Raw genomic sequence first — 14,505 nt, forward strand, 5'->3', positions numbered from 1 at the left:
CCGATCATTCCCCGCGACGCGTTCGAGCGAAACCGGGCGCCCCAGCCCTGTGGAGAACGCCCCGCGCGGAGGCCCAGCCGATCATCGGGACCCGACGCTGAAGCCGGGCGAAGGTGGCGGCGCGGCGAGTGGCGCCGGCCGGCGGTGACTGAGCCACCGTTTCTCGCGCGCAGACGGTGGCCAGGTCACCGCTGGCCGCGGGGCGTCAGAACATCACGGTCGAGAAGCGGGCGGTCTCGCGGAAGCCGACCTTCTCGTAGACCAGGCGCGCGGGCGTGTTCCAGTCGTTGACGTAGAGCGAGACCACGGGAGCGATCTCGCGGCGCACGATGTTGACCACCGCGGCCATGCCCGCGGTGGCGAGCCCGCGGCCGCGGTCCTCGGGCGGCACGTAGACCCCCTGGATCTGGGCGGCGTACGGCGTCGCGCAGGCGACCTCGGCCTTGAAGACCAGCCGGCCCTCGTCGTATCGCGCGAACGACCAGCCCCGGCTGACCAGCTGGGTGACCCGGGCGCGGTAGAGGTCCGCTCCCCCGCCGTACTCCGGCGAGATCCCGACCTCCTCGGTGTACATCGCCACGCAGGCCGGGTAGAGCGCGTCCATGTCCGCGCGGGTCGACCGCCGCACGGCCTGGTCGGCGGCGACCAGCGGGCGCTCGGCGATCTCGAGGTGGGGCTGCTGCCACCGGGTCTCGCGCGGCTCGCCCCACGCGTCGGCGACGCCGTTCCAGAACGAGATGACCGCGTGCTGCGGCCCCACGATCGTCGACACCGTGCGGCCCCGGGCGAGCGCGCGCTCGGCGTACGCCGCCGCGTCGTCGATCGAGGCCTCGACCGGGACCAGGTTCGCGCCGACGTGGCATGCCGAGGCGAGCACGCCGTTCTCGAACCGGCCCCACATCTCGCCACCGAGCCAGCGCGGCTCGAGGTTGGTCGTGGTGGCGCGGTAGTCGGCGAAGACGTTCACGACGGGATCGCGCCGGGCGAGCTCCAGGAACGCGTCGAGGTCCGCCGCGCCGAGCGGGCGGACGCCGTGACGGGTCGTGAGCACGGGGCGAGCCTACGCTGGACCGCGACAGTGGCTCGGTACTTTGTCCGCCCTCGTCGTCATGTCCGCGCAGTTCCCATCGGGGCCGCCGCTGACACCGTGCGGGAGGCACTCCCGTCGCCCAGCAAGTGACAACCATTCCGGTCCGGAAGGCATCAGAGAAGACATGAAGACCGCTCTCGCTGTCGGGGCCGCGCTCGCCGCGCTGGTCGCCGCTCCCGCCCTCGCCGCACCCGCCCCGACCATCGACGTCAAGCCCGGCCAGCTCGAGCGGGGTGAGGACAGCACCGTGCCGCGGATGGCCGGCGACCGCACCATCGTCGACGGCGACACCCGGATCGAGCTGGACGAGCCGGCGTACCTGCTCGGCCCGTCCGGGGACGAGTACGTCGTCGCGTCGTACCCCCACATCCTCCGCGTCAGCACGGACGGCTCGACCGAGCAGATCACGCGGTACGGCAACGCGGCCGACCCGCAGCTGACCGGCGACGGCGAGGACCTGCTGATCAGCCGCATCGTCCAGCGGCGCACGATGATCCGGGTGGTCGACGCCGAGACCGGAGACGACGTCAGCCGCGGCCGCTTCAGCGGGTACGTCGGTGTGCTCGACGCCGAGGACGGCCGGGCCGTCCTGACCGGCACGGCGCCGGAGCGGACGCTGTGGTGGAGCTACCGGTCCGGCGCCACCAGGACGATCGTCAAGCGTGGTGGTGGCACCGCCGACATCGGCGCCGACCGCCTCGCGACGCTCACCGGCGACCCCTACGAGGGAGGCTGCACGGTGGTGTCGCGGCTGAGCCGGCCGCGCGTCGTGCTGTGGCGCTCCTGCGAGGACATGCCGATCGCCTTCTCCCCGAGTGGCAAGAAGATGGTCACGGTCTACCTGCTCTCCGACGGGCTCGGCCCCAGCGAGATCGTCGCGCGCCGGACGAAGGGCGGCCGGAAGATCGCGACCTACACGTCGTACTACTTCAGCTCGACCACGTGGGAGACCGAGCAGGCCCTGCTGACGGAGGCCCACACCAGGTCGCGCGTCGCGGTGGTGCGGTGCGTGGTCGCCGACTGCGAGCGGGCGTCGGCGGTCCGGAAGTCGGTCAGGAGACCGTGACCGAGGCGCTCGCGCCCTCGACGGACTCCATGCCCTCGGCGATCCGCATGGCCTCCTCGATGAGGGTCTCCACGATCTGCGACTCGGGCACGGTCTTGATGACCTCGCCCTTGACGAAGATCTGGCCCTTGCCGTTGCCGGAGGCGACGCCGAGGTCGGCCTCGCGGGCCTCGCCCGGGCCGTTGACCACGCAGCCCATGACCGCGACGCGCAGCGGGACCTCCATGCCCTCGAGGCCGGCGGTCACCTCGTCGGCGAGCTTGTAGACGTCGACCTGGGCGCGACCGCACGAGGGACAGGAGACGATCTCGAGCCGGCGGGGACGGAGGTTGAGGGACTCCAGGATCTGGAGCCCGACCTTGACCTCCTCCACCGGAGGCGCCGAGAGCGAGACCCGGATGGTGTCGCCGATGCCCCGCGAGAGCAGCGCACCGAAGGCGGTCGCGGACTTGATCGTGCCCTGGAACGCCGGGCCGGCCTCGGTGACGCCGAGGTGCAGCGGCCAGTCGCCGCGCTCGGCGAGCATCTCGTAGGCGCGCACCATCACGACCGGGTCGTTGTGCTTCACCGAGATCTTGAAGTCGTGGAAGTCGTGCTCCTCGAAGAGGCTGGCCTCCCACACGGCCGACTCGACGAGCGCCTCGGGGGTGGCCTTGCCGTACTTCTCCAGCAGCCGCTTGTCGAGGGACCCGGCGTTGACGCCGATCCGGATCGAGGTGCCGCGGTCCTTCGCGGCCGCGGCGATCTCCTTGACCTGGTCGTCGAACTGCCGGATGTTGCCGGGGTTCACGCGGACGGCGGCGCAGCCGGCGTCGATCGCGGCGAAGACGTACTTCGGCTGGAAGTGGATGTCGGCGATCACCGGGATCTGCGAGTGCTGCGCGATCGCGGGCAGGGCCTCGGCGTCGTCCTGGCTCGGGCAGGCCACGCGCACGATGTCGCAGCCGGACGCCGTCAGCTCGGCGATCTGCTGGAGCGTCCTGTTGACGTCCGCGGTCAGCGTGGTCGTCATCGACTGCACCGAGATCGGGTGGTCGCTGCCGACGCCGACCTTGCCCACCTGGATCTGGCGGGTCTTGCGGCGTGGCGCGAGCACCGGGGGCGGGGCCGCGGGCATGCCCAGGCTGATCTCGGTCATGCCGTCGATCCTAGGCGTCGAGGTGGAGGGGTACGACGAGGTCCCCGACGATCAGCACCAGGCCCATGACGAGGAGCACACCGGCGACGCAGTAGGCGATCGGCAGCAGCTTGGCCACGTCGACGTACCCGGGGTCGGGTCGCCCGCGCAGCCGGGCGAACCCGCGGCGCAGCGCCTCCCAGAGCGCGCCCGCGATGTGGCCGCCGTCCAGCGGCAGCAGCGGGATGAAGTTGAACAGGCCGATGAAGAGGTTGAAGCTCGCGATGAGCAGCACCAGGAAGACGACCTTCTCCTGGAACGGGAACGTCTCGTGGGCGGCCGCCTCGCCGGCGATCCGGCTGCCGCCGACGATGCTCACCGGGCTGTCCTGGGCGCGCTCCTCCACGCCGACGATCGCCTTCGCGACACCCCAGACCTTCACGGGCAGGGTGGCGAGCGCCTGGACCGTGTCGACGGTCATCGTGCCCATCCGCTCGAGCGTGTAGATCGGGCCGCCGGTCGTCACGACCTCGACCGTGGTCGGCGTGACGCCGAGGAAACCGACCTGCGTCAGCGTCTGGTCGGTGGCGGACTCGGGCCGCGCCTCGACGGTGGTGCTCGTGGTGCCGGTGAGCTGCTGGCCGTCGCGCTCGTAGCCGATGACGGCCGCGCCGTCGTCGTTGCCGCGGATGAGCGAGCGCAGCTGGTCCCAGCTCGAGATCGCGGTGCCGTTGAACGACGTGATCACGTCGCCGGGCTCGAGCCCCGCCTCGGCGGCGGGGCTGACCGGGTCGCTGTCGCGGCAGACGGTCCGGCCGTCGACGTAGGGGATCACGCACTGCGAGACCTCGTCGATCACCGGCTGCCCGGCCTCCGGCTCGAGGGTGCGCTCGCCGTAGGTCGCGAAGATCGTCCAGAACAGGAAGAACGCGATGAGCACGTTCACCGTGGGCCCGCCGGCCATCACGATGACCTTCTTCCACCACGCCATCTTGTAGAAGAGGCGGTCGGAGTCCTCGGGCTGGATCGTCTCCCACTCCGCCGCGCGGGCGTCGGAGATCAGCTGGGTGAAGAGCCCGGTGTTGGACTTGCGGACCCGGACGACCTGGTTGCCCTGTGCGTCGTAGGTGACCTCGTCGGCCAGGTCGGTCGCGCCCGGCGGCAGCATCCCGACGATCTTGACGTAGCCCCCGAGCGGGATCGCCTTGACGCCGTACTCGGTCTCGCCCTTCTGCTTGCTCCAGACCGTGGGGCCGAAGCCGATGAAGTACTGGGTGACCTTCCCGCCGAACTTCTTCGCCGGGATCATGTGGCCGAGCTCGTGCAGGCCGATCGAGGCCAGGATGGCGATCACGAAGATCGCCACGCCGAGCGTGTAGAACAGAGCGCTCACTTGCTTCCCTCGATCAGGCGGCGGGCCTCCTCGCGGGCCCAGGCGTCGGCGCCGAGGATGTCCTCGACCGTCACCTCAGAGGGTACGTCGTGGCGGCTGAGAACGGCCTGAACCGTGGGCACGATCGCGACGAAGTCGAGCCGGCCGGCGCGGAAGGCCTCGACGCACTCCTCGTTCGCCGCGTTGTAGACCGCCGGGGCGGTGCCGCCGCGCTCTCCGGCGGCCCGCGCCAGCGCGACCGCCGGGAACGCCTCGTCGTCGAGCGGGAAGAACTCCCACGTCTCCGGGCGGGTCCAGTCGACCGGCGGCGCGGTGTCGGGCACCCGCTCCGGCCAGGCCAGGCCGAGCGCGATCGGGATGAGCATGGTCGGCGGGCTCGCCTGCACGAGCGTCGAGCCGTCCACGAACTCCACCATCGAGTGCACGACGCTCGTCGGGTGCACCACGACCTCGATCCGGTCGAACGGGATGCCGAACAGCAGGTGCGCCTCGATCACCTCCAGGCCCTTGTTCACCAGCGTCGCGGAGTTGATGGTGACGACCGGGCCCATGTCCCAGGTCGGGTGCGCCAGGGCCTCCTCGACCGTGACGCCGGCGAGGTCCTCAAGGCTGCGGCCGCGGAACGGCCCGCCGCTCGCGGTCAGCACGAGCCGGCGTACCTCGTCGGGCGAGCCGCCGCGCAGGCACTGCGCCAGCGCACTGTGCTCGGAGTCGACCGGCACGATCTGACCCGGCTTGGACCGCTCGAGCACGAGCGGCCCGCCCATGATCAGCGACTCCTTGTTGGCCAGCGCGAGCGTGTTGCCGGCGTCGAGCGCGGCGAGGGTCGGGCGCAGGCCGACGGCGCCGGTGATGCCGTTGAGGACGACATCGCAGGGCCGCGACGCGGCCTCCACCGAGGCGTCCTCGCCGAGGCCCCAGAACAGGTCGGAGTACGTCGGCGCGAACTCCTCGACCTGCCGCCGGAACAGGTCCGGGTTCGACCCGCCGGCGGTCAGCGCGACCACCCGGAACCGGTCCGGGTTGGCCCGGACGATGTCCAGCGCCTGGGTGCCGATGGAGCCGGTGCTGCCGAGGATGACGATGTCTCTGATCGGGCCTCTCACGCTCCCCATCCTCCCGCACTACGCTCCACTCATGAGCATCGCGCAGGAACGCCGTCTGGTCACCGCCATCCCCGGCCCGGGCTCGCTCGAGCGGCTGGACCGCAAGAAGGCCCACGTCGCCGACGGGGTCGGCACGACCCTGCCGGTGTTCGTCGTGCAGGCGGGTGGCGGCGTGCTCGTCGACGTCGACGGCAACCACCTCATCGACCTCGGCTCCGGCATCGCGGTGACGACGGTCGGCAACTCGGCGCCCGCGGTGGCCCGCAACGTGCACGCACAGGTCGACGCGTTCACGCACACCTGCTTCATGGTCACGCCGTACGACGGCTACGTGGACGTGTGCGCGGCGCTGGCCGAGCTCACCCCCGGTGACCACGCGAAGAAGAGCGCGCTCTTCAACTCCGGCGCCGAGGCCGTCGAGAACGCGGTGAAGATCGCCCGCGTGGCGACCGGCAAGGACGCGGTCGCGGTCTTCGACCACGCCTACCACGGCCGCACGAACCTCACGATGGCGATGACGGCCAAGAACATGCCGTACAAGAACGGCTTCGGCCCGTTCGCCGGCGAGGTCTACCGCGCGCCGCTGTCCTACCCGCTGCGCGACGGCCTGTCCGGCGCCGAGGCCGCGGCCCGGACGATCGACGTGCTCGACAAGCAGGTCGGCGTGCAGAACCTCGCCTGCGTCGTGATCGAGCCGGTCCTGGGCGAGGGCGGGTTCATCGTCCCGGCGCCGGGCTTCCTGCCGGCGATCGCCGCCTGGGCCCGGGAGAACGGCGTCGTCTTCATCGCCGACGAGATCCAGTCCGGCTTCTGCCGCACCGGCGACTGGTTCGCCAGCGACCACGAGGGCGTGGTCCCCGACCTCATCACCACCGCCAAGGGCATCGCGGGCGGCCTCCCGCTCGCGGGCGTCACCGGCCGCGCCGAGCTGATGGACACCGTCCACTCCGGCGGCCTGGGCGGCACCTACGGCGGCAACCCGATCGCCTGCGCCGCGGCGCTCGGGGCGATCGAGGAGATGAAGGAGCACGACCTGGCCGGCCGCGCCCGGGAGATCGGCGCGAGGATGCGCACCCGCCTGGAGAAGCTCGCCGCCGAGCACGACGTGGTCGCGGACATCCGCGGCCGCGGCGCGATGATGGCCATCGAGCTGTGCCGGCCCGGCACGACCGAGCCCGACCCGGTGCGCACGGCCGCCGTGTCGGCGTACTGCCACCAGAACGGCGTCGTCACGCTCACCTGCGGCACCTGGGGCAACGTCTTCCGCTTCCTGCCGCCGCTGTCGATCGGCGACGACCTGCTCGAGGAGGCCTTCGACGTGGTCGCGGAGGGGTTCGCCGCGACGGCGTGACCTCCGACTGACCCGGGTACCGCTGCCCGGTGACCGCCGACCTCGTCTACCTCGTGGCCGGGGCGACTCTCCTGCTGGCGGTCGTCCTGCCCGCGCTGCTCGACCGGTGGGCGGTCTCGGCGCCGATGGTGCTCGTGGTGGTGGGCCTGCTCATCGGCCTCACTCCCCTGCCCGACGGCCTGCCGCTGGACCCGCAGGAGAACCGCGCGACCATCGAGCACGTCACCGAGCTGGTCGTGATCGTGGCGCTCATGGGCGTCGGGCTCGCGATCGACCGGCCGCTCGAGCTGCGCCGCCGTCGCTCGTGGGCCCGCTGGCGCGCGACCTGGCTGCTGCTCGGCGTCTCGATGCCGCTGTGCATCGCGGCGGTCGCGCTGCTCGGCTGGTGGGCCGGCGCGAGTGCGGCCGTCGCACTGCTACTCGGCGCCGCGCTCGCCCCGACCGACCCCGTGCTCGCCTCCGACGTCCAGGTCGCCGGCCCGCAGACCGGTGACCACGAGGTCGACGAGGACGACGAGGTCCGGTTCACCCTGACCTCCGAGGCCGGGCTCAACGACGGCCTGGCCTTCCCGTTCGTGTACGCCGCGATCCTGCTCGCGACCGAGGGTGCCGTCTCCGGGTGGGCGCTCGAGTGGGTCGGCTGGTATCTCGTCGGCAAGATCCTCCTGGGCGTCGCCGCCGGCATCGTCGTGGGCCGGGTGCTCGCCTATGCGGCGTTCCGGTCGAGCAGCCCCTCGCTCCGCGTGGCCGAGCGCGGGGAGTCGCTGATGGCGCTGGCGGCTCTCGTCACGGCGTACGGCGTCGGCGAGATCGTCGGCGGGTACGGCTTCCTCGCGGTGTTCGCCTGCGCGATGACCTTCCGCTCCGCCGAGCGCGCGCACAACTACCACGCGGCCATGCACGAGGTCGCCGAGCGGCTCGAGCGGTTGCTGACGCTCTTCGTGCTGCTCGTGCTCGGCATCGCGGTCACCCGCGGCCTGCTGGCCAGCCTCGACTGGCGCGGGGTGGCTCTCGGGGTCGCCCTGGTGGTGGTGATCCGGCCGCTGGCCGGCTACCTCGGCCTGTCCTGGGGGTCGGACCTCGAGCGCCGCGAGCGCTGGGCGATCGCGTTCTTCGGCGTCCGCGGCGTCGGCTCGGTCTACTACCTCGCCTACGCCGCGGGCCACGCCCCCGAGTTCGGCTCGGACTGGCTCTGGTCGACGGTGTCGTTCACGATCGTGCTCTCGGTGTTCGTCCACGGCGTGCTGGCCGCGCCGGTCATGCAGCGGCTCGCGGTGAGCCGGTAGCCACCCGCCTGGAACGGCGTCATCAGCACCGCGGCCACGACGTTCACCACCGGCGCCTGGCGGCACGCAGAACCCCCCAACTTTGCCGTTGCCGGCGGCAGGTACTCGGAGTAGACCGGTGTTCGTCGGGCCGCGATCGAGGAGGTTTGCGTGGCATCGGACTTCTCGGGCTTCCGAGTCCTCATCGACGATCCGGCCGCGGCCCCCGACCTCGGGTTCCAGGAGTACGCCGTCGCGTTGAGCGACATCGTCCGCAACAGCACGCCGGAGTTCGCGATCGGGATCTTCGGGTCGTGGGGCACCGGCAAGACGACCCTCATGCGGCAGATCGAGCGGCTGCTCGCCCAGGACCCCTCCGTGGTCACCGCATGGTTCACGGCCTGGCGCTACGAGCGGGAGCCGCACCTGATCGTGCCCCTGATCGACGTCCTGCGCGAGGCGCTCGAGGCCCGGGCCGCGCAGGGCCAGGGCACCGGTCCCGCGCGGCAGGCCGCGGGCAAGCTGTGCCGGGCGGGGCGGGCCTTCCTCGCCGGCCTCACGCTGTCCGCGAAGGTGCCGGGTGTCGAGGTGCAGCTGGACCCCGGCAAGGTGATGCAGGAGCTGCGCGACCAGGACCCGGGCGTGGAGGCGCTGTCCTTCTACCACTCCGCGTTCCTCATGCTGCGCGAGGCGATCGAGGACTTCAGCGAGGGTGGGACGCGCCGCATGGTGATCTTCGTGGACGACCTGGACCGGTGCCTGCCGGCGAACGCCCTCGACGTGCTGGAGTCGATGAAGCTGTTCTTCGACGTCCAGGGCTGCGTCTTCGTCGTCGGTCTCGACCAGGCCGTGGCCGAGAGGGTCGTCGCACAGAAGTACGCCGTCGGTGCTCCGACGACCGACGCGGTGCCCGTGTCCGGCATCGACTACCTGAAGAAGATCTTCCAGGTCCCGTTCGCGCTCCCCCGCGTCGGCACCGACCAGCTGCGCGACTTCTGCTCGGCCGTGGTCGGCTCGGGGGCGCTGGCGGCCGGGCAGATCGACGACTTCACCGCCGCGGGTCGTGCTCGCCCTCCAGATCATGAGCTTCCGCCCGGACTGGCGCGACTTCTACGACGAGCTCGCTGCCGATCCCACCGTGTTCCAACGGACGCTCCGCACCGCGGTGGAGTCCGAGGCGGCCCAGGACCAGGTCTGGCTGACCGGGCGGTCCCTGCCGATGCCGACCCGGCTGGCGGCGTACCTCCGCGGCCCGGCCGCCGACCTGCTCCACGACGACCAGCTCGTGTCCTACGTCTCGGCCGCCGAGTCGTCCCGGTCCACGGACCCGATGGTCCTCGACGCCCAGGCGACGCTCAACCGGCTGCGGGTGGTCGTCGAGGCCTGGCGGGAGACCGGGTCGGCCGACAGCCTCCGCGACGTCTCGGCGGAGGCCTCCCGGCTGACCGAGCTGATCCACCGGCGGACCGACCAGCCGCGGCTGAGCCGCCAGGCCCGGGAGCTCGAGGGTCTGCTCTCCCAGACCGACCTCGTCGCGGACGAGCGGGCCGACCACGCCGAGCGGTTCCGCACGCTGATCGGGGCGATCGAGGCCGAGCTGCGCGAGCTGCGCCGGCAGTCGAACCTCGGCGCCTACGCCAGCTAGCCGACCTCCTGCATCCCCCACGGGCTGCCGTACTCCGTCAGCAGGTCGAGGAACGGCACCGCGTCGAACGCCTCCGGGCCCAGAACGCCGGCGCCTCCCCACGTGCCGCGCGACAGGAGCTCGAGGGCGACGACGGGGTTGATGGCCGTCTGCCAGACGACGCACTGGTGGCCGTACTCGCGCATGGTCCACTCGTTGTCGACCACGTGGTAGAAGTACGTCGACCGCTCCTGGCCGTCCTTGCCCTTGCCGGTGACCCAGAGGCCCGCGCAGGTCTTGCCCTTCATCCGCGGGCCGACCGTGGCCGGGTCCGGGAGCACTGCGGCGACCACGTCGCGTGGTGAGACCTCGACGCCCTTCACGCGCACCTTCTCGGTCGAGTCGAGACCGAGCGTGTGCAGCACCTTGAGGATGTTGATGAACTCGTCGCCCAGGCCGTACTTGAACGTCGCGCGCTTGCAGTCGATCCAGCGCGGCATGAGGAGCACCTCCTCGTGCTCGACGTTCACGCACTCGACCGGCCCGATGCCCTCGGGGAAGTCGAAGACCTCCGGCTCCGAGAACGGCGGCGTCGTGTGCCAGTCGCCCGCCCCGGATCCGTCGCCAGCCCAGATCACCGGCGGGTTCAGGCACTCCTCGATCGTGGTCCACATCGAGAACGACGGCGCGAAGATCTCGTTGCCGTCGTCGTCGGTGACGACCAGGTTGGCGCCGTCCCGGGTGCCGAGCTCGTCGATCTCGCTGAACAGGTGGTCGGCGGCGTACCGCGCGAACACGTCGGACAGCCCGGGCTCGACGCCGATGCCGACGAGCGCCAGGCGGCCGGCGGACTCCCAGTCCCCCGCCACGGCGAACTGCTCGTCGCCGAGCTTCACGCCCGTCTTCTCGTACGGCGCCGTGGGGTGCGGCTTCGACAGGGACATCGCCATGTCGAGGTAGTCCGCGCCCGCGTGGAACGCGCCGTCGAAGATCGGCATGTTGAACACCGGGTCGACGGCGTTCATCACATGGGTGATGCGGTGCTCGCGGCAGAGGTCCGCGACGGCGTCGGCCGACGAGGCGTCGATCTGCGCGGCGGCGTACCGGCCGTCGGCGGCGGCGGCCTTCTCGGCGCGCTCCAGCGAGTAGTCGGCCACGACGATCGTCTCGAAGAAGTCGCGGCGCGCGGCGATCGCGGCGAAGGCCGAGCCGACGCCCCCGGCGCCGACGAGCAGGATCCTCACGTTGTCTCCTTGGACGTCGTCAAACGTGGTGCATGGCAAGGCGGAGGAGCGAAGGCGGCCTTTGAGCGGAGCGGGCCGTCGAGCGACGACAACGCCGCCAGGTGCCGCGTTTCACGGCGTCTACTCGCCGATGTAGGACATGACGTGCTTGATGCGGGTGTAGTCCTCAAGGCCGTACATCGACAGGTCCTTGCCGTAGCCGGAGTGCTTGAAGCCGCCGTGCGGCATCTCGGAGACGAACGGGATGTGGGTGTTGATCCACACCGCGCCGAAGTCGAGCTTGCGCGACATCCGCAGGGCGCGGGCGTGGTCCTTGGTCCAGACGCTCGACGCGAGGCCGTACTGCACGTCGTTGGCCCAGCTGAGGGCCTGCGCCTCGTCGGTGAACCTCTGCACGGTCATGACCGGGCCGAAGATCTCGGTCTGGATCTGCTCGTCGGTCTGCTGGAGGCCGGAGAGCACGGTCGGCTCGTAGAAGTAGCCGCGCTCGCCCTGACGGGTCCCGCCGGTCACGACCGTCGCGTGGTCCGGCAGCCGGTCGACCATGCCGGAGACGTGGGCCAGCTGGTTGGCGTTGTTGAGAGGGCCGTAGTAGGTGTCCTCGTCCGCCGGGTCACCGGTGGGCATGCCCTTCGCGGCCTCGGCGAGAGCGGCGACGAACTCGTCGTGGATGCCCGCCTGCACCAGCACGCGGGTGGCGGCGGTGCAGTCCTGGCCGGCGTTGAACAGGCCAGCGCCCGCGATGCCCTCGGCGGCCTTGGCGACGTCGGCGTCGTCGAAGACGACCACCGGGGCCTTGCCGCCCAGCTCGAGGTGGACGCGCTTGAGGTCGTGCGAGGCCGCCTCGGCGACCTGCATGCCGGCCCGGACCGAGCCGGTGATCGCCACCATCTGCGGGGTCTTGTGCGACACCAGCGCGCGGCCGGTGTCGCGGTCGCCGCACACCACGTTGAGCACGCCCGGCGGCAGGAACTCCTGGGCGATCTCGGCGAGCAGCGTCGAGCTCGCCGGCGTGGTGTCGCTCGGCTTGAGCACCACGGTGTTGCCGGCCGCCAGCGCCGGCGCGATCTTCCAGATCATCATCATCAGCGGGTAGTTCCACGGCGTCACCTGGCCGACGACGCCGATCGGCTCGCGGCGCACCCAGGAGGTGTGGTCGGCCATGTACTCCCCGGCCGCCTTGCCCTCGAGCAGGCGGGCGGCGCCGGCGAAGAACTTGAAGTGGTCGGAGGCGTACGGCATCTCCTCGTCCATCGTGAGCTGGACCGGCTTGCCGGTGTCCCTGCACTCGACGGCGTTGATCTCCTCCGCGCGCTCCTCGATCGCGCTCGCGAGCCTCAGCAGGGCGTTCGAGCGGTCCTGGGGAGTCGCGTAGCCCCAACCCTCGAACGCGGCGTCGGCCGCGGCGTAGGCCCGGTCGACGTCGACCTCGCCCGACTTGGGGGCCTGCGCGTACACCTCACCGGTGGTCGGGTCGATGACGTCGTAGGTCTCGCCCGACGCGCTGTCGACGAGCTCGCCGTTGATGACGTTCTTGAAGGTCTGGTCGGCCATGCCCCGGAGCCTAGAGGCCCGACAACGGAATCTGTAGGGGTTGCCGCGTTCTCATGCGGATTTCGTTGATTCAGGCCTCATAGACGGAGCTTCCGTCGATCCAGGTGGAGACCACGCGTGCGTCCGGTCCGGCGAACGGGTCCCGGTCGAGGACCACCAGGTCCGCGACCGCCCCCGGCTGCAGCACCCCTGCTTTCTGCTCGTCACCAGGGCCGCGGTGGTTCACCCACGCCGACCCCGAGGTGTACGCCGCCCAGGCCGTCTCGCGCGCGAGCGCCTGCTCCGGGAGGAACGCCGCCCGGTCGCTCTCCGGGTCGCGCCGGGTCACTCCGACCTCGATCGCCTCGAGCGGGTCCGGCGTGCTCACCGGCCAGTCGCTGCCCGCGACCAGGCGGGCGCCGGAGCGGTGGAGGTCGCCGAAGGGGTACTGATACTCGGCTGCGCGGCCCAGGACCGGGATCGTCAGGTCGACCATCTGGTCGTCGAGGCAGGCCCACAGCATCTGCAGGTTCGCGGCGACGCCGAGCCGCGCGAACCGGGGCACGTCGTCGGGGTGGACCAGCTGGAGGTGTGCGATGTGGTGGCGGCGCGCGGGGTCGGTCCCCTCGAAGGCGTCGAGCGCCTCACGGGCGCCCCGGTCGCCGATCGCGTGCACGTGGACCTGGAAGCCGGCCGCGTCGAGCGCCTGCACGGCGTCGCGCACGGCCCGGGCGGTGAGGAACGAGTGCCCGCTGTTCGTGGTCGCGTGCCCGCACCGGTCGAGGTACGGCGCCAGCAGCGCGGCCGTGCCGTTCTCGGCGACGCCGTCCTGCATGATCTTCACCGTCGTCGCCCGGAACCGGCCGCTGGTCATCTGCTCGCGCCGGCCGACCAGGTCCGCGACCTGCTCGCCCCCGAGCCGCCGCTCCCACCAGAGCGCGCCGACCACGTGCGAGACGAGGTCGCCGTTGGCCGCGGCCGCCACGTAGGTCGACGCCGAGTCGTCCATGCCGGAGTAGGCGCCGACGATCGCGTCCTGCCACGACGTCACGCCGACCGAGTGCAGGTAGGACTGCCCGGCCAGGAGCGCCGCGTAGTACTCCGCGCCCGTCGTGGACGGGACGTGGCGCGACACCAGGGAGGTGGCGCCCTCGTGCAGGGTGCCGGCGGGGTCGCCGTCGGCGTCGCGCTCGACCCGCCCGTCCGGCGGGTCCGTGGTGTGCCGGTCGACGCCCGCGATCTCCAGCGCGCGGCTGTTGACCCAGGCGCCGTGGTGGTCACGGTTCGGGAGGTACGCCGGACGGCCGCCCGTCACCGCGTCCAGGTCGGCCGCGGTCGGGGTGCCGCCCGGGAACGCCGGCATCGCCCAGCCGCCGCCGAGGATCCACTCCGCGTCCGGGTTCGCGTCGGCGTACGCCCGGATCGCGGCGAGGTAGCCCTCGCGCGTGGACTCCCCCGACAGGTCGCAGCGCAGCCGCTCCAGCCCGCCCTGGATCGGGTGGACGTGGGCGTCGGTGAAGCCGGGCGACAGGAACGCGACCTCGACGACCTCGTCGCCGCCGAGTCCCCGGCCGACCGCGACGATCCGCCCGCCCTCGACCAGCACGTCCATCGGGCCGGCGCGCCGGTGACCGTCGAAGGCGGCGCGGGCCCGGAAGAGGCGCCTCACCCGGGCGCCGTACCGTGTCATGCGCTCATCTTGGCACGGCGAATGCT

General features: G+C 71.7%; 12 protein-coding genes and 1 pseudogene. 5 read left to right on the plus strand and 8 right to left on the minus strand.

Going from position 1 to position 14,505, the window contains the following annotated elements; translation table 11 throughout:
• Positions 1 to 205 precede the first annotated feature (205 nt).
• On the minus strand, positions 206 to 1,051 hold the full coding sequence (locus tag ACYQ0U_RS19480; protein WP_459975544.1) for a GNAT family N-acetyltransferase: 846 nt from the start codon (positions 1,049 to 1,051) through the stop codon (positions 206 to 208).
• 163 nt (positions 1,052 to 1,214) lie between these two features.
• On the opposite strand from ACYQ0U_RS19480, the gene ACYQ0U_RS19485 reads away from it, so the two are divergent.
• On the plus strand, positions 1,215 to 2,156 hold the full coding sequence (locus ACYQ0U_RS19485; RefSeq protein ID WP_459975545.1) for a hypothetical protein: 942 nt from the start codon (positions 1,215 to 1,217) through the stop codon (positions 2,154 to 2,156).
• On the opposite strand, the gene ispG is transcribed toward ACYQ0U_RS19485, so the two are convergent.
• Genes ispG through ACYQ0U_RS19500 form a run of 3 tightly spaced genes read right to left on the minus strand, consistent with a single transcriptional unit; the run spans position 2,143 to position 5,772 of the window.
• Positions 2,143 to 3,294, minus strand: coding sequence for a flavodoxin-dependent (E)-4-hydroxy-3-methylbut-2-enyl-diphosphate synthase (gene ispG, locus ACYQ0U_RS19490; RefSeq protein ID WP_459975546.1), 1,152 nt, complete (start codon positions 3,292 to 3,294; stop codon positions 2,143 to 2,145). The genes ACYQ0U_RS19485 and ispG overlap by 14 nt on opposite strands.
• A 10-nt stretch (positions 3,295 to 3,304) precedes the next feature.
• Positions 3,305 to 4,666, minus strand: a complete 1,362-nt coding sequence (locus ACYQ0U_RS19495) for a M50 family metallopeptidase (RefSeq protein WP_459975547.1) — start codon at positions 4,664 to 4,666, stop codon at positions 3,305 to 3,307.
• Positions 4,663 to 5,772: a 1-deoxy-D-xylulose-5-phosphate reductoisomerase gene (locus ACYQ0U_RS19500; RefSeq protein ID WP_459975548.1), complete on the minus strand. Its 1,110-nt coding sequence runs from the start codon at positions 5,770 to 5,772 to the stop codon at positions 4,663 to 4,665. Before ACYQ0U_RS19500 ends, ACYQ0U_RS19495 begins: the two co-directional genes overlap by 4 nt.
• A gap of 31 nt (positions 5,773 to 5,803) precedes the next feature.
• Between ACYQ0U_RS19500 and gabT the strand changes: the two genes are divergently transcribed.
• The 3 genes and pseudogenes from gabT to ACYQ0U_RS19515 all read left to right on the plus strand — a co-directional run.
• Positions 5,804 to 7,123, plus strand: a complete 1,320-nt coding sequence (gene gabT / locus ACYQ0U_RS19505) for a 4-aminobutyrate--2-oxoglutarate transaminase (RefSeq protein WP_459975549.1) — start codon at positions 5,804 to 5,806, stop codon at positions 7,121 to 7,123.
• Positions 7,124 to 7,152: 29 nt separating this feature from the next.
• Positions 7,153 to 8,409, plus strand: coding sequence for a cation:proton antiporter (locus tag ACYQ0U_RS19510; RefSeq protein ID WP_459975550.1), 1,257 nt, complete (start codon positions 7,153 to 7,155; stop codon positions 8,407 to 8,409).
• A gap of 150 nt (positions 8,410 to 8,559) precedes the next feature.
• Positions 8,560 to 9,336 (plus strand): annotated as a pseudogene (locus ACYQ0U_RS19515) (KAP family P-loop NTPase fold protein); the annotation flags it as partial.
• On the opposite strand, the gene ACYQ0U_RS19520 reads toward ACYQ0U_RS19515, so the two are convergent.
• The gene (locus ACYQ0U_RS19520) at positions 9,315 to 9,440 is read right to left on the minus strand and encodes a hypothetical protein (protein ID WP_459975551.1); all 126 of its coding nucleotides are present in this window, start codon (positions 9,438 to 9,440) and stop codon (positions 9,315 to 9,317) included. The pseudogene ACYQ0U_RS19515 and the gene ACYQ0U_RS19520 overlap by 22 nt on opposite strands.
• 29 nt (positions 9,441 to 9,469) lie before the next feature.
• Here ACYQ0U_RS19520 and ACYQ0U_RS19525 point away from each other — a divergent pair, with 29 nt between their 5' ends.
• Positions 9,470 to 10,033, plus strand: a complete 564-nt coding sequence (locus ACYQ0U_RS19525) for a hypothetical protein (RefSeq protein WP_459975552.1) — start codon at positions 9,470 to 9,472, stop codon at positions 10,031 to 10,033.
• Here the strand turns inward: ACYQ0U_RS19525 and ACYQ0U_RS19530 are convergent.
• From ACYQ0U_RS19530 to ACYQ0U_RS19540, 3 genes are all read right to left on the minus strand, one after another.
• Positions 10,030 to 11,256 (minus strand): saccharopine dehydrogenase family protein, encoded by a 1,227-nt coding sequence (locus ACYQ0U_RS19530; RefSeq protein WP_459975553.1) that lies wholly within the window; start codon positions 11,254 to 11,256, stop codon positions 10,030 to 10,032. The genes ACYQ0U_RS19525 and ACYQ0U_RS19530 overlap by 4 nt on opposite strands.
• 120 nt (positions 11,257 to 11,376) lie before the next feature.
• A complete protein-coding gene (locus ACYQ0U_RS19535; protein WP_459975554.1) occupies positions 11,377 to 12,810 on the minus strand; it encodes a gamma-aminobutyraldehyde dehydrogenase in 1,434 nt (477 codons plus the stop codon).
• A 70-nt stretch (positions 12,811 to 12,880) separates the two neighbouring features.
• On the minus strand, positions 12,881 to 14,479 hold the full coding sequence (locus tag ACYQ0U_RS19540; RefSeq protein WP_459975555.1) for an amidohydrolase: 1,599 nt from the start codon (positions 14,477 to 14,479) through the stop codon (positions 12,881 to 12,883).
• Positions 14,480 to 14,505 lie beyond the last annotated feature (26 nt).

The organism is Nocardioides pyridinolyticus (genome assembly GCF_054653575.1).

What these genes read in the sequence shown, in the direction of transcription:
- ACYQ0U_RS19485 (WP_459975545.1), top strand. Translation starts at nt 1,215, where the DNA reads ATGAAGACCGCTCTCGCTGTCGGGGCCGCGCTCGCCGCGCTGGTCGCC.
- ispG (WP_459975546.1), bottom strand. Translation starts at nt 3,294, where the DNA reads ATGACCGAGATCAGCCTGGGCATGCCCGCGGCCCCGCCCCCGGTGCTC.
- gabT (WP_459975549.1), top strand. Translation starts at nt 5,804, where the DNA reads ATGAGCATCGCGCAGGAACGCCGTCTGGTCACCGCCATCCCCGGCCCG.
- ACYQ0U_RS19525 (WP_459975552.1), top strand. Translation starts at nt 9,470, where the DNA reads ATGAGCTTCCGCCCGGACTGGCGCGACTTCTACGACGAGCTCGCTGCC.
- ACYQ0U_RS19535 (WP_459975554.1), bottom strand. Translation starts at nt 12,810, where the DNA reads ATGGCCGACCAGACCTTCAAGAACGTCATCAACGGCGAGCTCGTCGAC.
- ACYQ0U_RS19540 (WP_459975555.1), bottom strand. Translation starts at nt 14,479, where the DNA reads ATGACACGGTACGGCGCCCGGGTGAGGCGCCTCTTCCGGGCCCGCGCC.